Source organism: Jeotgalibacillus aurantiacus, assembly GCF_020595125.1.
In the GTDB taxonomy this organism is placed as follows: domain Bacteria; phylum Bacillota; class Bacilli; order Bacillales; family Jeotgalibacillaceae; genus Jeotgalibacillus; species Jeotgalibacillus aurantiacus.
The window spans coordinates 637,202-660,747 of sequence record NZ_JACNMS010000001.1 but is presented as its reverse complement, the minus strand read 5'-3'; the positions used below and the strand labels follow the sequence as shown (position 1 = coordinate 660,747).

The following is a 23,546-nucleotide window of genomic DNA, read 5'->3' as shown; positions in this document are numbered from 1 at the left end:
GAAGAGACGAGGGAGCGATGATGATAGGAGAAAACATTTACAAAATCAGACGGGAAAAAGGCATGACATTATCAGAGCTTGCAGAACGGTCAGGGGTATCCAAATCTTATCTAAGCAACATTGAACGTAATCTTAAACAAAACCCATCCATTCAAGTCATTGAAAAAATTGCCAAAGTACTTGAGGTTGATGTGAAAAGACTGCTAAATATGCCGTCTTCCTCAAAAGAAAACAAAGAATGGACAGAGTTCATTCAGGAGCTGAAGGATCACGGTGTTGATAAGAATCAGCTTAAAGAATACCGGATGATTTTGGAATACATTAAATGGAAAAATGAACAGCGCAATGGTACGGAATCTTAAAAGAATGAGGCGAATTTCATGGCGATAAAAAGGATCTTGCATGTGACGGGTATGATGAATCGGGCTGGCACAGAGACCATGCTGATGAACCTCTATAGAAAAATAGACAAAACACAATGGCAGTTTGACTTTATTTTCTATAGTCAAGAAGAAGCGGATTACGAAAAAGAGATCCTGTCTATGGGAGGGAGAGTATTTCGCATCAATCATGCTTCTTCCATCAAAGAACATGTCCAGATTTATAAAACATATGGTCCATTTGAAGCGATCCATGCCCATACATTGTTTCATTGTGGCATTGCGATCACAGCAGCTCGTATGGCTGGAATTTCGATTCGCATCTCCCATGCTCACACGACTTCGGATAGTGAACGTTCTTTTATTAAAAAGACTTATATTAGAACCATGAGAAAAGCGATTGTTTCTCAATCCACTCATCTTATGGCTTGCAGTAAAGGTGCTGCGGACTATTTATTTGGTTCGAAAACACCTTTTTTATTTTTGCCTAATACAATCCCCTTTCATGAATTTCTTCCGAATGAAGCAGTAAGACAAGAGGTCAGGAAGGAGTTTGGATTAGAATCATTTTTCGTAATTGGTCATGCAGGCAGATTTATTCCTGCTAAAAACCAGCGTTTCTTAATTGAACTAATGAGAGAGATACACAAAGTAAAGCCTGACGCCCGACTATTATTAATAGGAGACGGAGATACAAGAAAGGAAATGGAAGAGTTTGCGCGTTCTGAAGGAGTCGAAGCACTGATTCTTTTTGCAGGACTGCGTATGGATATGGAAAGAGTATTTCAGGCAATGGACGTATTTGTTCTGCCATCCTTATATGAAGGATTAGGGCTCGTGCTCCTTGAAGCTCAGGCAGCAGGACTTACCTGTGTCGTATCTGAAGCCATCCAGCCTGAAGCTGATCTTGGTATGAAGAAAGTTCACCCTGTTGCGCTGCATGCACCAAAAATAAAATGGGTCCACAAGATTATTCAGAGTAACAGAATGACAGAAGCGAATGCTGCATCCATTAATCAGTCATTTCAAAAAAGGCACTATACAGAAGAGCATGCGATGCAAATGCTACTGGACGTATATCAGGAAGGAAAGGAGGATTCTCATGAAAAAGCTATTAATCGCTACGTATGATTTGGAAATAGGCGGAGTGGAAAGAAGCTTAATCAGCTTACTGGAAAAGCTCGATTATACAAAATTCGAAGTGGACCTGATGCTTTACAGTCATAAGGGAGAATTTCTCAGTATGCTTCCAGATACGATCAGGTTACTTGATGAAAACCCACTATATAAAACTTTTCGTATGTCTGTCAGGGAAACAGCTGAAAAAGGCCACGTTGCTCTTGCTGTGGCCAGGGGTTTTGCCCGTCTGAGGGCGCTTCTGAAGCCGGGAGAAGAGAAAGGCGTCCGTCAAATGCAATATATGTGGCGATATGCTTCTCCTTTTCTCCCGGATTTACAAGGTGAATATGACCTTGCGATCAGCTATTTATGGCCTCATCATTTTGTAGCAAAAAAAGTAAAAGCCAGACATAAAATAGCCTGGATTCATACTGACTTCTCATCTATTCCAACTGATGAAAAAGAAGATCTCCGAATTTGGAGCACCTATCAAACGATCGCTGCCATTTCAGAAAGCTGTGCTGAAGCATTTATAGCTAAGTATCCTTCACTCACAAAGTCTGTCATGCTGATTGAAAATATCACATCACCGGAAATGGTTAAGTCACTGGCAGCAACTGGCTCTGCGGACATAATGGTGTCAGATCCATCGTTCAAGCTGATAACAGTGGCAAGACTGTCACATGCTAAAGGGATTGATCGTGCGGTAGAAGTACTTCATCAGATTCATCAAAATGGCTACAAAAACATCTCCTGGTATGTAGTCGGTTACGGGGGAGATGAGGGATTAGTCAGGTCGCTCATTGAAAAATACAAACTGCAACAGTCCTTTCATCTGCTCGGCAAGCAGCTGAATCCCTATCCGTTTATACAGGCGGGAGACTTATACGTTCAGCCTTCCAGATATGAGGGGAAAGCGGTCACAGTAGGAGAAGCTCAAATTCTTGGCAAGCCTGTTTTGATTACAAATTATCCAACAGCAGAAAGTCAGGTAAGTAATCACATAGATGGCTGGATTTGTCCACAGTCAATTGAAGGAATGACAGAGGCTGTATTACATCTGTATCACAATCCGGACATCCGGAAGTCTCTTATTCGTAACTGTCTGCAAACAGATTACGGAAACAGTCATGAACTTAATAAACTCTACCAACTTGTATAGGAGGAACAGCGATGAATGAACCGGTAACTGTCAGTATTGTTGTTCCGGTCTATAAGGTGGAAGCGTATATTCGAAGATGTCTGGACAGTTTGAGTAATCAAACATACCCTCATCTTCAAATTATAGTTGTCAATGACGGTTCACCAGATCAAAGTGGGGAAATTGCAGAAGAGTATGCACGACTTGATTCCCGGATTGAAGTGGTGCATCAACTCAATCAAGGGCTCTCAGGGGCCAGAAACACAGGCATTCAATATGCACATGGCTTTTACAGCATGTATGTAGACAGTGATGACTGGATTGAAATTAATGCTGTCGAAAAAATGTTACATTTAGCTCTCGAAACGAAGGCGGATATCGTTCAATCAAACTTCTATTACGCATATGAAAACAGAAATATGGTTGATTATCGTTTTTTGCAAAAAGAACGGTCCCCAACAGTGCTGTCCAATGAAGAGGCGGTACGTGAGCTTGTTTCAAATAAAAAAGTTAAAAACTTTGCGTGGGGGAAAATGTATCGGACAACGCTTATCAAAAACATCCCTTTTCAAGAAGGACGATTATTTGAAGATGTTGTCTGGGCATATCGCGTTATGGAGAATGTATCACTTCTTGTGCTGGTTTCAGAGCCTTTATATTATTACATGCAGCGCAGCACGAGTATCACTGCGGATTATACACCAAGAAATTTAGACTTTATAAAAGGGCTGACCGAAAGACATGAGATGATGAAAGTAAACTATCCGGGGCTTGCGGATGCTTCAAATCGGGAGCTGTTGAGAGCAAGTCTTTTACATTATCATCTGCTATTTTTTCATCGTAAAAAAGATGAGAAAGGCTATCATCGGAAAGAGTTGAGACGATTTATTGATGAACGCTTTTCGTCTTTTGAACAGGCAGCATCAGATGAGCCACACTTATATCGTCAACTCAAATTTTTTCATTATCATCCCTTTTTAAATCTATGTTTTCTTGGACTGAGAAAAGGGTTTCGAAAGCTCAAGCTGATCCCTTCTCCTGAAGGGCTGCAACCGGCAGAACCGGGGAAAGGGTGAAGGGAATGAAGATGAAAGATGTTTTAGTCAGGCTGCTTTTGATTTGTTTCAGAGTATTTCCTGTAAAGCATAACCGTATTTTTTTCATCAGCTATTATGGCCAGCAATATGGCTGTAATCCTAAATATATCAGTGAATTTATCAGAAAAAAAGATAAAGAAGGTCGATTTGAATTGATCTGGGGGTTCACCAGATCCATGAACGAAGTGCCAGTTCATCCGAAAATAAAAAAAGTTAAGCTTTTCTCTTTAAGTGCAATTTATGCGATCGCAACATCAAAAATCATTATTACAAATTATCGAATGCCGACTTACTTTGTAAAAAGAGAAAACCAGTATTATATTCAAACGTGGCATAGCTCGTTGAGATTGAAACAGGTTGAACAGGATGCTGAAGAATTCCTTCCTGCAGGTTATTTGAAAATGGCAAGAAGAGATTCCAATCATACGGACCTTATATTATCAGGCAGTCAATTCAGTTCAGAAACGATCAAGAGAGCATTCTGGTATGAAGGAGAAATTTTTGAACATGGAATGCCCAGAAACGACTTATTATTAAGCAGACAAAATACAAAGAAAAAAGAAACAATGCTTCGCCTCGGGCTGTCAGAAGGACAAAAGGTCGTGTTATATGCACCTACTTTTAGAAAGGAACTGTCACCTGAAATTTATGCGCTGGATTTTCTCAGATTAAAATATGCACTGAAGAAACGTTATTCGGGTGAATGGGTTGTTTTAGCAAGATTGCATCCACATTTACTGCCGTTTTCCTCTTCTATTTTAGGAGAGTACCAGGTGAAAGACGTAACAGCCTATCCAGATATTCAAGAACTCTTAAATATTTCCGACTTTTTAATCACGGATTATTCTTCTCTCATGTTCGATTACATGGTGACGAAGAAACCGTGTTTTTTATTTGTACCGGATGCTGAACAATATCAACTTAAAGAAAGATCACTCTACTTCAAACTGGACCAGCTTCCTTTCCCGGCAGCTGGAGATATGCGGCACCTGCTAATACAGATTGATCAATTCGATGATCAACTGTATCAGAAAAAGATCAAAGATTTTACCACAAGCATTGGTTCATTTGATGAAGGGATTGCCAATGAAAAGTTGTATGAGCGGATTGAAAAGATCTGTTTTGAATCGAAGAGGAGGGAATTGGATGAAGCAGTATAAGATTGGATATACAACGGGTGTATTTGACTTGTTTCATGTAGGGCATTTGAACATCTTACGGCAAGCAAAGGAACAATGTGATCACCTGATTGTTGGCGTCAGTACAGACGAACTCGTGCAGCAATATAAAAACAAAACGCCTGTGATTACACATGAGGATCGTATGGCGATTGTCCAGAGTATTAAGTATGTGGATGAAGTAGTTCCACAAGTGACACGTGATAAATTAGCAGCGTGGCATGAACTGGGTTTTGATGTCATGTTTGTCGGAGATGATTGGAAAGGAAATAGTTTATTCCTGAAAACGGAGATGCAGTTTCGTGAGTTCGGTGTTCAGGTTGTATATTTTCCATACACGCCACATGTTTCTTCGACGATTGTGAAAAAGAAAATAGAAATTTTGTGAAAGGAGGTCAGTGCGATGAAAAAGAAATTGTTATTTACTATTGATTCTCTTGCATGTGCAGGAGCCGAAAAAAGTCTCGTGACTCTGTTGGGATTACTGGACTATACAATAGTGGAAGTGGACCTAATGCTGTTCTCCCATGGGCATGAACTTGAGACGCTGGTACCAAGAGAAGTGACGATCCTTCCGCCGCTGGCTTATTCGAAATATGCGGAGTTGCCATTAACATCTATGATTAAAAATACGAGAACTGCTAGAGAAGTGCGGTTTTTAAGTGCCAGATCCGCTTATTCTTTCAAGTTGAGAAATCAGAAGGCGGGAAATATAAAAAAAGCGAGGCTCTATTGGCAAACTATTGGTAAGGTGATTGAAAATCTTCCGAAAACCTATGATGTGGCGATTGCTTATGCGCAAGGTGTGCCAACGTTTTTTACAGCTGATAAAGTCAAGGCAGCAAAAAAAATCGCATGGGTGAATGTCAGCTATAAGCTGGAAGGTCAAGACCATGTATTTCAACGTCAGTACTATGAAAAAATGGATCAAATCGTTGCCGTTTCAGAATCATCTAAAGAAATCTTTCTACAAAACTATCCTGAGTTTGAAGGCAAAATGAGATTGATTTATGATATCAATCACCCTGAATTCATTTCTAAAATGGCTGAGAACGGTGTTGCCTATGATGATCAGTTCGACGGACTTCGTATCCTGACGATTGGCAGGCTTGCTAAACAAAAAGGTTATGATATTGCCATCGAAGCCTGCAGAAAACTAAAGCAATCAGGATTGAAATTCCGCTGGTATGCACTTGGCAAGGGACCGCTTGAAGCTGATATTAAAAACATGATTAAAGTGAATGAATTAGAGGAGCATTTTATTTTATTGGGCGTACATGCTAATCCTTATCCATATATTAAAGAGGCTGATCTGTATGTTCAAACTTCAAGATTTGAGGGGTTTGGATTAGCCATTGCTGAAGCCAGAATGCTCAATATACCAGTTGTTACAACAGAATTTGATGCGGTATACGATCAAATGATACATGGAGAAAATGGACTTGTAGTCGAGATGAGTGGAGAAGCTGTTGCAAATGGAATTTTAAAGCTGGCTGCCAACCCGGAATTGAGAAATGAAATCGTAAAAAATCTTTGGAATGAAAAAAAAGGAAATATAGAAGAAATAGAGAAAATATATGAACTAATCAGTTAAAGGAGGCGTGAAGGTTGAAAAAGAAAATGTTATTTATGGCGATCAATATGAATCTAGGAGGTACAGAAAAATCGCTGTTAAATCTTCTTCACGGCCTCAATAAGGAAGAACATGATATTACCCTTCTATTGTTGGAAAAAAGCGGATTACTGCTCAGTGAGGTACCGCATCACGTAAAAATCGAGTCTCTTGAAGGATATAAGACAATAAAGCCATATATACAGCAGGGAATAAAAAGTAATGTTAAAGTCCTTATCAAGTCAAATAAATTTAAAGATTTACTTCACTATACTGCCGCATCTATTGCGACTAAAATCACTGGAAATGACAAGTTTAAAATGAAATTTTATGCTGAACAGGTCAGTCAATGTCAGGAGGTCTATGATGTAGCCGTGGCCTACGCGGGGCCGATGGACTTTATTTCATTTTATATTGCTGAGAAAGTGGATGCTAAAACAAAATATCAGTGGATTCATTTTGATGTCGATAAAATAGGATTCAGCACTTCTATAGTGGAGACGATCTATCCATCTTTTACAAAAATCTATACAGTTTCAAAAGAAGGAAAAGCCAAAATGACCTCTCGTTTTCCATTTCTTGAAAAGAAGCTGGATGTGAGCGAAAATAGACTGTCGCCCGAGCTGATTAAACATTTAGGAGAAGAAACAGGTTTTTTAACTGATTTCAAAGGAATCAGAATACTTACAGTCGGGCGCTTAAGTAATGAAAAAGGACAGGATAGAGCATTTCCTGTTTTAAATAGATTAGTGAGCCGTAACATACCTGTGAAGTGGTATTTTATTGGGGAAGGTCCGGAGCGAAAAACATATGAGGCTCAGATAAAAAAATATGGTCTTGAAAATCAGGCGATCCTGTTAGGGGCAAAATTGAATCCCTATCCTTTCATGAGAGAGTGTGATTTATATGTGCAACCATCAAAGCATGAAGGGTTTTGTATTACGCTATCAGAAGCTAAAGTGTTTAATGTTCCGATCATTGCTACTGACTTTACAGGCGCAAAGGAACAATTAAACCCTTATGGACAAGGCCAAATCGTCTCAAACACAGATACAGAGGAATTCATCGATACAGTCTGTGAAAGAGTGGAAGCGCTGTGGAAAGAAAAGAATGTCACGACAGAGTTAAAACAGGAGGCGACATAAATGATTCAATCGATAAAAAAAATTAATCATATGCTTACTTCTAAAGAGCGGAAAAAATTTATGGTTCTGCTGGGAATGATGGTCATTGCAGCATTCCTTGAAACACTGGGAATAGGGTTAATCGTACCTTTGATCGGCATAATCACACAGCCGGATATCATTGAACAAAATGAAATCATCAGCTCAGTGTATTCTCAGTTTGGATTCACTGCTTACAATCAATTTGTTTTTGCAGCAGTTATTTTTATGCTTTCTTTGTTCTTTTTTAAGAACACCTACCTTCTTTTATATCAGTACGTGCAGTTTAAAGTTGTTTTGAATCATCAGGTTAAACTTTCCAGAGACTTGTTTAATGTATATTTAACAAAACCTTACACTTTTCATCTTCAGAGAAATACTTCAGGCTTATTAAGAAATGTGAATGAAGAAGTTCCAAAAGTGTTACAGGGAATACTGTTATCTGCTTTTCAGCTTGCTACTGAAGTGCTGGTCATTATTTGTATCCTGACTTTGTTGTTTTACACATCTCCAATCGCAACCCTGACGGCTGCCGTGCTACTCGGTGGAAGTATGAGCATTTTTCATTATATATTCCGCCATAAGGTGAGCAGTCTCGGAAAGGAACAAAGAGAGGTGTCAGGGCAATTAATAAAATGGGTGAATCAGGGACTGGGGGCGGCCAAAGAGGTTAAGGTGTCAGGTAAAGAACAATTTTTTGTTCGTAAATATACGAGCCAAAGTCAGGTCAAGGCAAATAACAGCAGGTATATGAAGGTACTTGAGCAGGTTCCGCGGCTCTTTATTGAGACGATGCTCGTGATCGTGGTGCTCGTCACATTAATGATTATTGTGTTTCAAGGGAAAAATACAGCAGAGCTTATCTCGACAATGGCTCTATTCGCAATGGCTGCATTCAGACTTATGCCGTCTATTACCAGAGTTGTTGCTCTAATTACAACAATTCGATACAGTCAGCCTTCATTAGATGCGGTGTATGAGGACTTATTTGAGGTGGAACTATCGGTTGAAGTACGGAACAATAAGGAAACAGGGTCTCAGTACGAACGTAAAATTGATGAAATTACACTTGAAAATGTCTCATTCTTTTACCCTAATCAGACAAAAGCAACGATACAGGATGTATCCCTGACCATTCCTGCTGGAAAATCCGTTGCGTTTATCGGTGCGTCCGGTGCAGGAAAAACAACGATTGTCGACATTATTCTGGGTCTTTTGCAACCTTCCAATGGAACCCTGAAAATAAACGGCTTACCGTTTGAGCACCAGAAAGACCACTGGCAAAAAACAATCGGTTATATTCCTCAGGTGATTTTTTTGTCTGACGATACGATCAGATCCAACGTAGCATTTGGTCTGGATGAAAAAGAAATCAGGGATGAAATGGTCTGGAATGCACTGGAAAAAGCACAGTTAAAAGACTTTGTTTTAAGCTTACCTGATCAGCTTGATACCATGGTAGGAGAAAGAGGAGTAAGGCTATCGGGAGGTCAGCGCCAGAGAATAGGAATCGCAAGGGCTTTATACTATAACCCTGAGGTGTTGTTCATGGATGAAGCAACATCCGCATTGGATCATGAAACTGAGAAAGAAATTATGGAAGCTATTTATAAGCTGAAGGGTGAAAAAACACTGATCATGATTGCCCATCGGTTATCAACTATCGAGAGTTGTGATATCAAGTTTACAATGAATGATGGAAAGCTTGTCAATACTCACAAAGGTGGAGTTAAGTCAGCAATGTAAGCAGGTTGGACCGTGAAAGGTGGAATATGAATGAAAATTGTCTTTTTATCTGATATTCATGGTAATGCACAAGCTCTTGAACAATCAATCGGCATCATCAAAACAATAAAACCTGACAAAATTATTGTTTTAGGTGATCTGTGTTTCCGGGGTGCTGATCCGTCCAAAGTGCTCGAAATTCTTCATGACCTGAAGCCTGATATAGTGATTAAAGGAAATGCTGATGAATGGATCGTAAGGGGGTTCAACAAAGGAGAAATAAATGAAAGTACGCGTAGTTTGATGGAAATGGAGAGGGATTGGGTGTTATCTCAATTGACCCATCAGGACCTTTCTTTTTTACAACAGTTACCTACTACCGGAAGCCTGGATGCTGAAGGGTATAAACTGAATTTTTTTCATGCAACACCAGTCAATCTATTTGATGTTGTTCCGGCATCGTCATCTTATGAGCAATTTAATGAGAGTTTCGATATGAATGACAACAATTCAAACATTTATGTTTATGGACATATTCATGATCCTTTCTATCGCAAGGTCAATAAAAAACACATTATTAACACCGGGAGTATTGGTTTGCCCTTGGATCAAAGCAGCAAGGGCCATTTTGCAGTTTTAGAGATAAACAAGACTACACTTTCAGTGAATCATTTTTCATTTCCGCTTGATAGAGAGGCGTATTTAAAGTCGCTGGAAGTAAATAAATATCCAAATTTAGATATTTTTAAACAAAATTTTTAATTAGTAAAAAAAGTATTGACTTGTTGAAAAAAAGGAGTAAAATCAAATTATGAAGTTCTTTATAAAGAACAAATGGATTGGGATACCAAAAAATTATATCGGTGTCTCTATTTTTATAAAGCGTTTGTTCTTTTTAAAGAACAAAAAGAGGAGGTGAGCCTGATGAGCGCTATTGTTGGAATGATTGATCTGCAGCATCGCACCATCCCTGTTGAATATAGTCTTAGGATGATGCAATCGCTGGAAAGATTCCCTTATGATGATCAGCGCGTGTTTCAGGAAAAATCACTCTTCTTCGGAAATCATGCTCAATGGATTACACCGGAATCGATCGGAGAGATACAGCCTTATCGATGTCCGAAATCTGGAGTTGTTATCACAGCAGACGCGATTATTGATAATCGTTCTGAACTTTTCAATGAGTTGGGTATCGATCCTGGATTAAGAAAGGAAATGACGGATAGCCGCCTGATCGTTGAAGCTTACCTGAAATGGGGAGAGGACTTACCGGCTCATTTAATTGGTGACTTTGCTTTTATGATTTGGGATGAGAATAAAAGACGTCTATTTGGTGCTAGAGATTTTTCGGGACTTAGAACGCTCTATTATGCACGCAGCGTGGAACGATTTTATTTTGGCAGTACGATCGCTTCGCTACATGCAATACCAGATGTACCTAAACAGTTAAATGATCACTGGCTTGCTGAATTTCTTGCTATTCCGGAATTTGTTCCGGCAGTGAGTATAGGAGAAACAGCTTATCAACATATTTATCAGGTTCCACCCGCTCACTCAATCACAGTGAAGGATGGAAATGTAAAACTTACTCAATACATTACGCTTCCTCAACAGAAGCAAATAAAGTTTAAAAAAGACGAAGAATATGAAGAAGCTTTCCTTGAAATCTATAGACGTGCCATAAAGGACCGGCTTCGAACCTTTAAACGGGTGAGCTCTTACTTGAGTGGTGGCCTCGACTCGGGATCTGTCGCATCAATCGCAGCACGAGAGTTAAAGATCCAGCAAAAAAAGCTATTAACATTCAGTTCAGTTCCGGTTCCAGGCTTTCAAAATTGGATAAAGGGAAGCCGAATTGCGGATGAAAGTGAATTTATCAAACACACCATTGATTTTTCCGGAAATATGGAGGGATATTTTGAATCATTCCCTGATCAAAACAGCTTTACAGGAATCGACGAATGGCTTGATATTATGGAGTCACCTTATAAATTTTTCGAGAACTCCCACTGGATCAGGGGGATTAATGAAAAGGCATCATCCATGGGAGCCGGCATTTTGCTGAGTGGAGGTCGAGGGAATCATACAGTGTCATGGGGCAACGCACTTAGTTATTATGCTGACTTGTTGAAAAAGGGGCATCTAATCAAGTTGGGAATGGAAGTACAGCATTATCATCTCATGACTGGTAAAGGGCGCAAAAAAATCATCCAGCAGATAGGAAGAAGCGCATTCAGCTCACAAAAAGCTGCACCTGCAATGGAAGTGTTGATCAGTGACAGTCTGGCTGACAAAACAAAAGTTGAAGAAACACTTAGTCAATATCCTCTTATGCGACATGATTTTATTGTGGCCAATAATCACGAAAAAAGGCAGAACTATTTCCGACACCTCTTCTATATGGGGAATGCGGCTGTTGCCGGAAAGTTATCTTTGAAATATGGAATTTGGACAAGAGATCCAACAAATGATCTTAGAATTATTAATTATTGTTTATCTATTCCTCAGAATCAATTTGTGAAAAAAGGAATGGATCGCGCACTGATCAGACGCTCAATGCAAGGGATCCTTCCAGATGAAGTCAGGCTCAACTATAAGGTTAGAGGGCTGCAGAGTGCGGATACATCTTTCAGGCTTCAAAGAAACTGGCCAGAGCTGAAAAATGAATTAACAGGTCTGTCCGGAAACCCGATACTTGAAAAATATATTGATCTTAACAAACTGAAGAAGATCGCACATAACCTGCCTGATCAACCGATTCCTTCTCTTGTAACCGATTATGAATTTAAAGTGCTGATGCGAAGCTTGATCGCTTCACGCTTTATCTTAAACCATTGAAAGGAGGTGAAATGAATGAAGAAGAACTGGTCAACTCCATGGCTGAACAGCCTTGATGTGGAAGAAACTTTTGCAGGTCCGGGGCTAAGAACACCTGATGAATTTAACGATGATCCAGATGAAGAAGAAGCAGATCACTTCAGCTAAACCATGATACTTATCGCCGCCCTTATATGCGAGCTATGGTATAAGGGCTCTTTTTAAAAAGGAGGGTTGATTATGACAACAAATAAACACTTTTATCGTGCCTTTGGTATGGGGATTACAAGTGATATCGAAATGAAAGAATTGACAAAGTCGAACCAGATAAGTGATGTCAGTATTATGCGTGCTGATTTAATCGATGAGTGGTTTCATATCAAACCTGGAAATCGCCGTTTTCTTGTTTCTGAAGAAGAGCTTTTCTTTGAAATCAAAAATGTTGGAGTGTTCAGAGTGAGAGGAGGGCAAACGATTTTATATGACCCGTTTCCAATGATTGAAAATCGTCAGCTCAAACTCTTTTTACTCGGAACGTGTATGGGAGCTATTTTGATGCAAAGAAAAGTGCTTCCTCTTCATGGCAGCGCAGTGATCATCGGTGGCCTCGCTTATGCAGTTGTGGGAGAGTCAGGAGCCGGTAAATCCACGCTGGCCAGAGCTTTAATGAAAAGAGGATATAAGCTGATCAGTGATGACATCCTTCCCATTCAATTTAAAGAAGGTGTGCCTTACATTACATCCTCTTACGCGCAGCAAAAATTGTGGGTGGAAAGCCTGGATCTTTTCAAAATGGATACAGAACCATATGAATCCATCATGGCGCGCGAAACGAAATACAACGTCCCGGCTGGCCATCACTTTTATGACGGGGAGGTCGAACTTGCTGGTATTTTTGAGTTATCGAAATCTGAAAGAACTGACATTACACTAATAGAAATTAATGGACTGCAGACTTTTCCGGTTCTGTTTCAACATACGTACCGTAAGTCATTTCTTGAACGTATGGGACTCACCGAATGGCATTTTAATGTAACGGCTCAATTAGCAGCTTCGGTTCAAATCTATAAGCTTAATCGTCCGCAGCATAAAATTACTGCAGAAGAACTGGCTGATTACGTAACAAAAACCGCTCAAAAGGAGAGATCCAGTTATGCAAAAGCAAAATGAACTAACAATAAATTCAGTTGTTTCACAACAGCCCGGGCATATGGTAAGTGATATGAACGGTGAGAAAGTCATGTTAAGTATTCAGAATGGAAAGTACTATAACCTTGGTTCGATTGGTGGGGAAATCTGGACACTGATGTCCTCTCCTATCACAGTTTCTGGCATGGTTGATGAGTTGACAATCCGGTATGAAGTGGAACGGGCGCAATGCGAAAAAGAAGTCCTCCATTTTATTAACGAACTATTAAAGGAAAATCTGATTCAACATGAGTGAAAGGAGGCAGAGCGATGATAGCAAGACTTCAGCTATTTCGTGAGATGGATCCCCAATTCAAATGGATGCTTGGTGAAGCATACATTCAGCTAGCCTATGGAAGACTATTTAAGGCTCTTCCATTTGAAAAAGCGTCATTAAAACTTGGAGAACGAATGAAGGAAACGTCACATGAACTGAAAGATCAGGATCGTCAAACACTGGCAGCTGTTTCGCAAGCCGTTCAAATTATGAGCCGTTATACCCCGTGGGAAAGTATGTGTCTTGTTCAGGCAGTAGCCGCAATGAATATGCTCTCTCGCAGAGACATTCCAAGTACATTGTATCTTGGCACAGGAAAAGATGAATCCGGCAAACTGGCTGCGCACGCCTGGCTTCGCAGCGGTCCCTTCATCATTACCGGTGCGAAGGGAAGAAGCAGATATACGGTTGTTGGAATGTTTGCGAAAGAGCTGCCTGATCTTCGGAAAAGGAGTCGGGTGCGATGAACAATAGTAACAGATTGACAACGGAATTTATCTTTATGCTATCGATTATTAACCGTGACTCTTCTGCTTTAGCAAACAAAGTGGATTGGTCACTTTTTTTAAAGGAAGCAAGGCATCACAGGGTATATCCCATTTTGTATGTAGAAATAATGAATCAGCAAAGAAAAGATATTCCTGATCATGTGTTACTAAAATTGGAATTGTGGTACAAACAAAACGTATTCAAGATGCTTCATCTTGCAGCAGAAATGAATCAGCTGAATCAATTGTTTCATGAGAATAAGATTCGGATGATGCAATTGAAAGGGCCGGAGATGGGAAAATACTTATACGGCGACCTGTCATTACGAACGTCTGGTGATCTGGATATTATGGTACCGATCGAAAAGCTTAAGCAGGCCGAAGTGCTGTTGTCTTCTATGGGATATGAAAAAGATGACTATATTGAAACAGTTCTGGGCGACTGGAAATGGCGACACCATCATGTTGCGTATCTTCACCCGGCTAAGAAAATCAAAGTAGAACTTCATTGGAGGCTGAATCCGGGTCCTTCTAAAGAGCCTGGATTTGAAAGGTTATGGTCCCGAAAGTGTTCGGAAAATCATTGTACTCATTTCCTGGGAAAAGAAGACTATTTTTATTTTCTGGTGCATCATGGAGCCAGGCACGGATGGTCAAGGCTTAGATGGCTACTGGATATCCAAAGGTTTATTGAAAAGCAGCCGGACTGGACAAAGATGAAAACGAAGGAATATCAGCATTATTCACCAATCATAGCAGGGCAGGCACTTACGTTGGTTCAGCGTCTATTTCATACAAAACTTCCAAAAGAAACGTTGTCTTTTACAAGAGGTAGACAGCCAATAAAACTAGCTGATGATACCATGTTTTATCTGGAAAGAATGATTAACCTTCATGACTTGCCATTGGAAAAAGAAGTTTCTTCTTATCATAAAAAACACTTGTATTCACTAATGTCGAGATCAGAGAAACTGTTTTTTGCTGTAAGTACATTGTATCCTTACCCGGAAGATGCACGTACATTGCCACTTCCTAAATCATTACACGTGCTTTATTTTCCTCTTAGACCCGCTTTGTGGATCTGGAGGAAAAGTAGAGGGCAGGTGCTGACAGACGAGGTGAAAATATGAAAGCAATGCTCTATTTTATCAAACAAATGAACCAGTTTGCAGGAAGGACTTTATATCTGAATCTTTCAGCGATGATTTTGATTGGGTTACTTGAGGGAGCGGCAGTTGTTTTGTTAATCCCAATGATTGCTCTGACGGGCATTATCTCATTTGACACGTCAGAAATCCCTTTCGCTACTTCTTTCGCTTTTTTGGGTGAAATGAATATCCAGTGGTCCCTTCTTATGGTGTTAGGTATGTTCGTGGGAATAGCGGCATTACAATATATCCTTCATCGCAAAGTCAGTATCAGAAATGCAGTGATCCATCAGGGCTTTCTGCGTCACCTGAGAACCAATACGTATGAAGCTTTAATCAGATCCAACTGGCTTTTCTTTATTGGAAACAGGAGATCGGACCTTGTTAATGCGTTGGCAGGTGAGGTTATGAGAGCAAGCGCGGGAACGCAGGCTGTTTTACAGTTTGCCTCTTCACTCATTACGACTATTTTCCAAATCACACTTGCATTTATCTTAGCACCTGTCATTACAACCTTCGTACTCGTTTTTGGAGGAGCACTCGTATTTTTTAATCGGAAATTCTTAAGAAAATCCCTGTTTCTGGGGAAAAGAAATTATGATCTTCAGCGCGCGTATATGGCAGGGATTACAGATCAGATTAATGGAATGAAGGAGATTAAGAGCAATTCATTGGAAACTTCAAGAATTAGCTGGTTTTCTGATCTAACAGAAAAGATGAAAAATGAGCAGACAGAATATACAGCAATGAAAGCCACATCTCAACTGTACTATAAACTGGCTTCAGCTATTCTGATTGCGGGATTCATTTATATAGCCATTATGATGTTTAATGCTCAACTGGCTCAATTGGCTTTAATTATGCTGATTTTTTCAAGGCTATGGCCAAGGGTGGCAGGTATTCAATCCTCTCTTGAGCAAATTGCCACGGTACTGCCGTCTTTTACGGGGATTCAGAGGCTCCAGGAGGAGTGCAAAGCGAACGCAGAGATCAGAAATGCTACAGGTCATATGCCAGCAGTACCAGTAACTGAAGGAATCACATGTAACAATATTTCCTTTAAGTATCAATCTGAAAACAGTGAATTCACGTTAAAGAACATCTCAATACAAATTAATGCTAATGAAATGACTGCGTTTGTTGGAAGGTCCGGGGCAGGGAAAAGTACTCTTGTTGATCTGCTGATGGGATTGAACCTTCCAGATCATGGTGAAATTCTGGTTGATCAGGAAAAGCTGACAGCAGAAAAAATTCAATCACTGAGAAAAAAAATGAGCTATGTTCCTCAGGATCCTTTTCTATTTAATACAACGATTCGTAATAATTTGTTGCTCGTAAAGGAGGATGCTAATGATGACGATCTATGGGAAGCTTTATCGTTTGCAGCGGCTACCGATTTTATCAAACGCCTGCCTGATGGACTCGATACGCTGATTGGAGACAGGGGGATTAAGCTATCAGGAGGAGAAAGACAGCGTCTTGTATTGGCAAGAGCCATTTTAAGGAAGCCATCAGTATTGGTTTTAGATGAAGCGACAAGCTCACTTGACAGTGAAAGTGAGGCGAGTATCCAAAAGGCTATTGAACAATTAAAAGGTAAAATGACAATCCTGGTAATTGCACATAGACTGTCGACCATCCGAAACGCAGATCAGGTGATTGTGCTTGATCAGGGACGGGTGGTCCAGCAGGGAGGGTTTAAACAACTATCACAGGAAAAAAGCAATCTTTTTAGTCATTTGCTCCAAAAGCAAATGGGTGTTTCTTAATTCATATCCGGTTGTTCTTAATAAAGGACAATTGAATATTAAGAAAATATGAAAGGAGGTGAAAGAGATGAAGATGGCCTATGCAGCACCGGAAGTAAAAGAGCATCAAATGATTCAATTTGAAACGGCACAAAGCTGGAACTGTGGTGAAGGAAGAGTACCGCCAAACAATGGTAATGGAAGCAACTTCCCTGAGAACGCATGTAATCCAAATGGCGGCCCTGGGGATGGTCCGGGTGGTCCTGGTACTCCTCCTGGACAAAACAGATAGAAAAACTTTTTATAGTAAGCCGGTTGCCCCCGAGCATTTTTGGCGACGAAGGAAACCGGCTATTTTTTTATTAAGGAGGGGCGACTAATGGAGATCCTGTCAAAGATAGGGGCCCACACAGTTTGTATCACTTCATCGGATGATGCATTGATCGCTGAATGCAAATCTCTTTTTTCGTTTAATCAGGTTCGTCCTAAAAGAGCAGACCTGCATATCAATCTCATAAGAGGTGTAGAAAAACCGTTCACTTCCTACCAGGTTCAAGTATCAAAAAATGACAAAGGTGTCGTTTACAATCGGGAAGACTTTTACATTATTACGGATGAACACTATGAAAAAGCCTCAATCACCGTCCATAATTCTCTGGCACTAAAACACTCAATTATGACCTTGTTTAGTGGTTTGATTACCCATCAAGAATGGGGAATCCTGCTTCATTCTTCCTGTGTACTTGAAGGTGAAGCTGCTCATATTTTCACTGGCAGATCTGGTGCGGGAAAGTCTACGGCTGCTCAGCTTTCAGCACCAAGACCATTGCTTTCTGATGAAGCGTCGATTATTAGAGTTGACCCTGAAAAAGGAGTAGTGGTTTACCATTCCCCATTTAGGAGTGAAATGATGGAATCGGGAGGAGAGGGACCATTTAAGCTTGAAAGTCTAAATCTTCTGCATCAATCACTGGATAACCGCAGATCGAAAATGGGAAAGGCTGAGGCGTTTCTTTTGTTGATGGACAAAGTATTTTACTGGTCAATGAATAAAAAAGATGTACAAATAATTTCTAAAATTCTTCAACAAGTGATTCAAAATACAGATGTATATCACCTGCATTTTAAAAAAGATCCTACTTTTTGGGAGATGATGAGCTCATGAGACAATATTCTTTAACAGGTGAGCAGGAAAAAATGTCATTCAACGATGAAGCAGTTATATTACATGCTGAGCAATTCACAGTTACAACATTAAATGACACAGGACTATATTGCTGGGAACTTTTGAATCAAGGAAAATCTTTTGAAGAAATCAGGACATTACTTTATGTCAGATATGATGCTCCACCTGAACAGATCAACCAAGATTTAATAGATTTTATGCAGGATTTGGAGCGAAAGGGATTGGTCAAAAATGCATCTGAATGAAGCAGGCTTTCAGGCAGTAAAAAGAGTGCTTGAAATGAGTGGGACACTTGAAATGAAGGGTAAAGGAACGAGCATGCACCCTCTGATTAGGGAAGGAGAAATGTGTTTATTTACCATTTTAATGGATGTCAATGTTAAAGTTGGAGATATCTATTTGTACAGAGATGGAGAAAATCGTCTCATTACGCACAGGCTGATTGGTCAGAGCGGAGAACTTTTATTTTTCAAAGGAGATGCAAACTTAGGTGTAGATCCCGCTGTGAAAATAGATGAGGTGCTTGCAAAGTTGGTCAGAGTGAAGAAAAACCATAAGTGGGTGAATCCTTCATCATTTCCCTGGCGCTCATTCGGAAAATTACTAATGACAAGCAAAGCGTTCAGAAAAATAAACGTTCGATTTTCAAAACGTACTGCATAAGGAGGGGATACCATGAAGTGGATAACAGCTGAAAGAATGCAGGAGATCAAACAATATCTTTCTATAAAAGAATTCAATAAGATCTTTCAGCTTCTCGCTCCTTATGTGTGGAAGTACAAAAAGTCTTATGCAGTAATGGTACTGCTATTACTGACAGGAATAGGGGTTACTCTAATATTTGCCTGGTTTATGGGGAATGTCATTGATGCTGCAATAAGTGGGGATTTTGAGAGATTAAGTAATCTTATTGTCATTGGTCTGCTTATCTCAGGGTATCGGATTATATCGAATTTCATCTGGATTTATGTAGAAACAACATCAATGAATAATATTAAGAAAGATTTGAATCAGGATCTTTACAAGCATATATTAACGCTTTCACCCCATGATTTGAATCGTGCTCATTCAGGTGAATGGATGTCTCATTTTACAAATGATATTCAAAGTGTAAATGCGGTCGTAGGTCGTGGTTTATTAAACCTTATTCAATTTCCTATTATGATTACAGCCGCATTAATTTATCTAATGTCAATCAGTTGGAAACTATCATTAATAACTCTATCTGTTGCTCCAATTGCATTAGTTGCCGGAGGAGTATTTGGACTTTTACTGAAAAATAATGGTGCTAAAATTCATGAAACAATAAGTGAACTGACGAAAAAATTAAATGACACGTTTCACGGAATGACAGTGATAAGGTCATTTACTCTGGAGAATCTATTTAACACTCAATATCGAAAGCAAACGGAAGACTTATATAAATTAGAACTGAAAGAAGCAAAAATACAAGGCACTTTTTTTGCTGGTGGACAAGCCATTGCAAGTTTGACATTTTTGATCAGTTTGCTGATGGGTGCGTATTTTGTAGGCCAGGGAGCCATAACAGCAGGGATGCTGCTTACATTTGTTAACCTCGTAAATCTACTTGTCACACCGCTAACAGGCTTTGCAGGGCAATGGGCAGGTTACCAAAGGTCTATTACAGCGCTTGAACGAGTGGTTAAAGTGTTTGATCAATCAAAAACAACAGATGAGCTTCCTTACAAAAAAGACACGATACAACTAAAGGAAGATATAAAGATTGAAAAAGTAGACTTTTCCTACGAGAAAAATAACCGATTGTTTCAAGATCTTTCATTGACACTGCCGGCGGGAAAAGTATCAGCATTCGTTGGTCCAAGTGGAGCAGGAAAATCAACACTTTTTCAATTATTGATGAGGTTCTATGATGTCCAAAAAGGGGCAATTAAAATTGAGGGACGTTCAATTAGTGATTGGGATCTTGCTGAGTTAAGAAGTGCGATCTCATATGTTCCGCAGGATACGTTTCTTTTTAGTGGCACGGTTGCTGAGAATTTAACACTAGGAGCAGTGGATATACCCTATGAGAAAATGGTGCAGGCTGCTAAAGATGCCAACATTCATGATTTTATAATCACCCTCCCGGAGCGTTATCAAACGGAGCTTGGCGAGAGAGGAATCCGCTTATCGGGTGGGCAGCGTCAGCGTATTGCGATTGCAAGGGCGCTTTTAAAGGATGCTCCTATCTTGCTGCTTGATGAAGCGACGTCTGCACTGGATAGCGAAACAGAAATGCTTGTGAAAACAGCCCTACAGCGTCTAATGGAGGGAAGGACAACGATTATGATTGCTCACAGGCTTTCTACGATTCGCCATGCTGATGTCATCTTTGTTTTTAAGGAAGGGCAGTTAGTTCAGTCAGGTATGCATCAGGATCTAAAGAATGAAGGGCTTTATAAAGAGCTGATTGAAGCTGACCTTTTTACGCGAAGAAATCATAGTGAAAAGCATGTGATTTAAGAGGGGAGGGGCAGGATCATGAACCGTTCGGAATTATTGCAGCTGTTATATACAGAACTGCAGGTAGAAGAGAAATCATATATCGATCTAGTGCAGTTTTCAGAAGCAGAAGGTGTACTGCCTCAGGTCTATTTTCTGCTCAGGTATTCTGAAAAATGGGCAGCACTTCCGGCTTATATAAAGATTGACTTTGAAAATAGAGTTAAAAAACATATTTTCCTTTTAAAATGGCTGTCATTAGAGAGTCAAAAAATCATGAAAGAGCTTAGTGATCAAGCAATAAAAATAATTCCTTTAAAAGGGGGAACATTTGCCAGGCAATATTTTGGAGATGTTTGCGCACGATCGACTTCAGATCTTGATATTCTTATCCATCAGCATGATTTTATTCGAGCTGAACAATATCTAATTTCTGTTGGGTTTGTAAGGACAGACGAAGAGATCGAAGGGCATTTCCATACGGCATTCTATAGATCTATCCCCGGCTCGGAAATTCCCTTCAGTGTTGAGGTGCATTGGGGAATGATGAGAGAAGATACGGCAAATATTGATATACAGGATTTTTGGGATCATGCTGAACGGGAGGATGTTCCATGCTTATATCGCCTATCAGATGAAGATGCTTTTTATTTCATGTGTCTTCATGGCTGGCGGCACAATATGGACTCTGTTAAATATTATCTGGATCTGATTCAAATTCTGGCAGCATCTCCACACTCGATTCAATTGGAGCGTTTACTTGAACGTGCACGAAACGATCAAACTTATAAAAGAATTAAATTTGTATTGAACCGTTTGTCCCAAGCTGCCCCATTTATTTTAAACGAAAATAAATTGAAGCAGTTTAAGATCCATCAAAAACTTCCACCTGAAGGATCTTATCGTGCCTTCTTTAATTATCAGTTTTTCAGCTATGACCGGCCGCTCCATTCATTATACGAAATTAAAAGATGGCTCTTTCCAAGTAAATCAGATCTGAATACAGAACTAAAGTATAAAGCCGTTTCTTATTTTAAAGGTATTCGTGCTCTTTACTATAAGCGGCTAACTGGAGCGTTTAAATAGTTAAATGGGGTGAAGGAATTGAAGAGAGTAATGAAACGTTTCTTGTTATTTTCACTTCTTTTAATCTTCATCCTGATCATGTATGTGTTGTGGGATAATCAGCGAATTATTGTAATAGAACAGGATATTTATTTAGATAAAATGTCTGCCGGACAAGAAATCCGGATTCTGCAAATCACTGATTTCCATGAGAAGGATTTTGGAGCCCGTCAATCCAAATTAATTAAACGAATTAACCAGCTTGAATACGACATTATCCTGTTTACAGGAGACATGATGAATTCGATTGATCATGGTGATACGGGTCCGTTTTTCGACTTAATCCAGGGCATTGAAAACAACGCCAATGCTTATTTTGTCATTGGAAACACTGACCCTTATCCATACGATGTAACAGACGATTCAGTTGAGAAAGCTCCATATATCAAGGTGATGGAAAAGCATGGGGTGAGATTCCTTGAGAGTTCAGATCAATTTAAACTAAACGGACAGGACGTTGTGTTAACTGATCATGAATTGTCCGTTTTAAACCCGGATCAGCCCTTCACTTACGTAGAGGGAAAGCCTAAAATGCCCTACGAGAATATGCAAAGTTATAAGCTTTATAAACAGCAACAGCTGAATGAGTTAGCTGAAACACTCAGAACATTTGAAGGAGTCCTAATTTCGGTTACTCACTATCCTGTAGCAGATCCACAGATTGATTATCTAGAGGAGCACCCGGATAGATATGTAATGCGTAACTACGATCTAATTATTGCGGGGCATTATCACGGAGGACAAATCAGACTGCCCTTTATTGGAGCGCTTGTTGTTCCTGAAGCATGGTATCCTTCACCTCTTTTCCCTCCACAAAACCGGGTGAAAGGATTTTGGGAATACAAGGGGTATAAACAGTACGTCAGTGCAGGACTTGGAAGCAGTAATGCCGTATCCTTCCTGAACTTCCGCCTCTTCAACCCGCCAGAAATTAACCTGATCACATTAAAAAGCACAGACTCTGAAGATGAATAACAAGAGTCTGTGCTTTTGATAAAAGTACCGGCTCTAAGCCGCCTCCCCAAACCGCATCTGCGATCTCCCCAGACGATTCCGCACCGCAATCCCGATCCACGCAGCCATCAGTGCTTTCATTACACCTACAACCAAAAATGGATATACACCAGCGGCCATTGCTGCCGGCCAGGACAGATCGAGTAACACCTTAAGCCAAATGGCTCCGAAGGTTAGTGTGACGATCATGCCGATCAGGTTGGCGATGATGGCCATTTTGATGGTAAAGGATGTTTTTTCAAGAAACAGTCCTGTAAGGTAGGCAGCTGCAATGAATCCGATTATGTATCCGCCTGTTGGTCCTGCGACAACGTGTGCGCCACCTGCAAAGCCTGCGAAAACCGGAAGTCCCGTCATGCCGAGAAACATATAAATGATCATAGCAAATGCCCCATAACGGCTTCCTAAAATAGTGGCGGCGATTCCGACTGCCAGTGTTTGGCCACTGATTGGAACGAGTGGCAGGGGGATTTCCACCTGTGCCAGAATGGCTGTGACTGCAGCCATCATACTGCTGAATAATAACATTCTTAAACGACTGGACGACATCTTCATTCCTCCTAAATAGGTTAACTTTAATCAAATATAAGTTTACACAATGCTTTTTACTTTGAATAGCTTTTTCCATAAAAAGTGAAGAAAAAGGTTGCTTCACGACAATTTTGTTATATAATAAT

General features: G+C 40.0%; 25 protein-coding genes. 24 read left to right on the top strand and 1 reads right to left on the bottom strand.

Annotated elements, in window-relative coordinates:
* The first annotated feature begins 20 nt into the window (after nucleotides 1-20).
* From H7968_RS03100 to H7968_RS02985, 24 genes are all read left to right on the top strand, one after another.
* Nucleotides 21-362, top strand: a complete 342-nt coding sequence (locus tag H7968_RS03100; RefSeq protein WP_227394771.1) for a helix-turn-helix domain-containing protein — start codon at nucleotides 21-23, stop codon at nucleotides 360-362.
* A gap of 18 nt (nucleotides 363-380) precedes the next feature.
* Complete coding sequence (locus tag H7968_RS03095) at nucleotides 381-1,511, top strand: glycosyltransferase family 1 protein (protein WP_227394770.1); 1,131 nt, start codon at nucleotides 381-383, stop codon at nucleotides 1,509-1,511.
* Entirely contained in the window at nucleotides 1,483-2,661 is a 1,179-nt protein-coding gene (locus H7968_RS03090) for a glycosyltransferase (protein ID WP_227394769.1), read from the top strand. The genes H7968_RS03095 and H7968_RS03090 overlap by 29 nt, the downstream gene beginning before the upstream one ends.
* An 11-nt stretch (nucleotides 2,662-2,672) precedes the next feature.
* Nucleotides 2,673-3,716 (top strand): glycosyltransferase, encoded by a 1,044-nt coding sequence (locus tag H7968_RS03085; protein ID WP_227394768.1) that lies wholly within the window; start codon nucleotides 2,673-2,675, stop codon nucleotides 3,714-3,716.
* Nucleotides 3,717-3,721: 5 nt separating this feature from the next.
* Nucleotides 3,722-4,897: a CDP-glycerol glycerophosphotransferase family protein gene (locus tag H7968_RS03080; protein WP_227394767.1), complete on the top strand. Its 1,176-nt coding sequence runs from the start codon at nucleotides 3,722-3,724 to the stop codon at nucleotides 4,895-4,897.
* A complete protein-coding gene (locus H7968_RS03075; RefSeq protein ID WP_227394766.1) occupies nucleotides 4,884-5,303 on the top strand; it encodes an adenylyltransferase/cytidyltransferase family protein in 420 nt (139 codons plus the stop codon). The genes H7968_RS03080 and H7968_RS03075 overlap by 14 nt, the downstream gene beginning before the upstream one ends.
* A 15-nt stretch (nucleotides 5,304-5,318) precedes the next feature.
* A complete protein-coding gene (locus tag H7968_RS03070; protein WP_227394765.1) occupies nucleotides 5,319-6,509 on the top strand; it encodes a glycosyltransferase in 1,191 nt (396 codons plus the stop codon).
* Between the two features lie 14 nt (nucleotides 6,510-6,523).
* A complete protein-coding gene (locus H7968_RS03065) occupies nucleotides 6,524-7,672 on the top strand; it encodes a glycosyltransferase (protein ID WP_227394764.1) in 1,149 nt (382 codons plus the stop codon).
* Nucleotides 7,673-9,436 (top strand): ABC transporter ATP-binding protein, encoded by a 1,764-nt coding sequence (locus H7968_RS03060; RefSeq protein ID WP_227394763.1) that lies wholly within the window; start codon nucleotides 7,673-7,675, stop codon nucleotides 9,434-9,436.
* A 30-nt stretch (nucleotides 9,437-9,466) separates the two neighbouring features.
* Nucleotides 9,467-10,177, top strand: coding sequence for a metallophosphoesterase family protein (locus H7968_RS03055; RefSeq protein ID WP_227394762.1), 711 nt, complete (start codon nucleotides 9,467-9,469; stop codon nucleotides 10,175-10,177).
* A 162-nt stretch (nucleotides 10,178-10,339) separates the two neighbouring features.
* On the top strand, nucleotides 10,340-12,253 hold the full coding sequence (locus tag H7968_RS03050; RefSeq protein ID WP_227394761.1) for an asparagine synthase-related protein: 1,914 nt from the start codon (nucleotides 10,340-10,342) through the stop codon (nucleotides 12,251-12,253).
* Between the two features lie 15 nt (nucleotides 12,254-12,268).
* Nucleotides 12,269-12,400 (top strand): paeninodin family lasso peptide, encoded by a 132-nt coding sequence (locus tag H7968_RS03045; RefSeq protein WP_227394760.1) that lies wholly within the window; start codon nucleotides 12,269-12,271, stop codon nucleotides 12,398-12,400.
* A 72-nt stretch (nucleotides 12,401-12,472) separates the two neighbouring features.
* A complete protein-coding gene (locus tag H7968_RS03040) occupies nucleotides 12,473-13,402 on the top strand; it encodes an aldolase (protein WP_227394759.1) in 930 nt (309 codons plus the stop codon).
* Complete coding sequence (locus H7968_RS03035) at nucleotides 13,386-13,676, top strand: lasso peptide biosynthesis PqqD family chaperone (RefSeq protein ID WP_227394758.1); 291 nt, start codon at nucleotides 13,386-13,388, stop codon at nucleotides 13,674-13,676. The genes H7968_RS03040 and H7968_RS03035 overlap by 17 nt, the downstream gene beginning before the upstream one ends.
* A 14-nt stretch (nucleotides 13,677-13,690) precedes the next feature.
* On the top strand, nucleotides 13,691-14,164 hold the full coding sequence (locus tag H7968_RS03030; protein WP_227394757.1) for a lasso peptide biosynthesis B2 protein: 474 nt from the start codon (nucleotides 13,691-13,693) through the stop codon (nucleotides 14,162-14,164).
* Nucleotides 14,161-15,315, top strand: coding sequence for a nucleotidyltransferase domain-containing protein (locus H7968_RS03025; RefSeq protein ID WP_227394756.1), 1,155 nt, complete (start codon nucleotides 14,161-14,163; stop codon nucleotides 15,313-15,315). The genes H7968_RS03030 and H7968_RS03025 overlap by 4 nt, the downstream gene beginning before the upstream one ends.
* The gene (locus H7968_RS03020) at nucleotides 15,312-17,102 is read left to right on the top strand and encodes an ABC transporter ATP-binding protein (RefSeq protein WP_227394755.1); all 1,791 of its coding nucleotides are present in this window, start codon (nucleotides 15,312-15,314) and stop codon (nucleotides 17,100-17,102) included. The genes H7968_RS03025 and H7968_RS03020 overlap by 4 nt, the downstream gene beginning before the upstream one ends.
* A gap of 67 nt (nucleotides 17,103-17,169) precedes the next feature.
* A complete protein-coding gene (locus H7968_RS03015) occupies nucleotides 17,170-17,373 on the top strand; it encodes a hypothetical protein (protein ID WP_227394754.1) in 204 nt (67 codons plus the stop codon).
* An 87-nt stretch (nucleotides 17,374-17,460) separates the two neighbouring features.
* Nucleotides 17,461-18,246, top strand: a complete 786-nt coding sequence (locus tag H7968_RS03010) for a hypothetical protein (RefSeq protein WP_227394753.1) — start codon at nucleotides 17,461-17,463, stop codon at nucleotides 18,244-18,246.
* Nucleotides 18,243-18,512, top strand: a complete 270-nt coding sequence (locus H7968_RS03005; protein WP_227394752.1) for a PqqD family protein — start codon at nucleotides 18,243-18,245, stop codon at nucleotides 18,510-18,512. Before H7968_RS03010 ends, H7968_RS03005 begins: the two co-directional genes overlap by 4 nt.
* On the top strand, nucleotides 18,499-18,930 hold the full coding sequence (locus H7968_RS03000; protein WP_227394751.1) for a S24/S26 family peptidase: 432 nt from the start codon (nucleotides 18,499-18,501) through the stop codon (nucleotides 18,928-18,930). Before H7968_RS03005 ends, H7968_RS03000 begins: the two co-directional genes overlap by 14 nt.
* A 12-nt stretch (nucleotides 18,931-18,942) precedes the next feature.
* Complete coding sequence (locus tag H7968_RS02995) at nucleotides 18,943-20,751, top strand: ABC transporter ATP-binding protein (RefSeq protein WP_227394750.1); 1,809 nt, start codon at nucleotides 18,943-18,945, stop codon at nucleotides 20,749-20,751.
* An 18-nt stretch (nucleotides 20,752-20,769) separates the two neighbouring features.
* Entirely contained in the window at nucleotides 20,770-21,816 is a 1,047-nt protein-coding gene (locus H7968_RS02990) for a nucleotidyltransferase family protein (protein ID WP_227394749.1), read from the top strand.
* 18 nt (nucleotides 21,817-21,834) lie between these two features.
* Entirely contained in the window at nucleotides 21,835-22,830 is a 996-nt protein-coding gene (locus H7968_RS02985) for a metallophosphoesterase (protein ID WP_227394748.1), read from the top strand.
* A 33-nt stretch (nucleotides 22,831-22,863) separates the two neighbouring features.
* Here H7968_RS02985 and H7968_RS02980 read toward each other — a convergent pair whose 3' ends face one another.
* Nucleotides 22,864-23,418, bottom strand: coding sequence for a biotin transporter BioY (locus tag H7968_RS02980; RefSeq protein WP_227394747.1), 555 nt, complete (start codon nucleotides 23,416-23,418; stop codon nucleotides 22,864-22,866).
* Nucleotides 23,419-23,546: the final 128 nt, after the last annotated feature.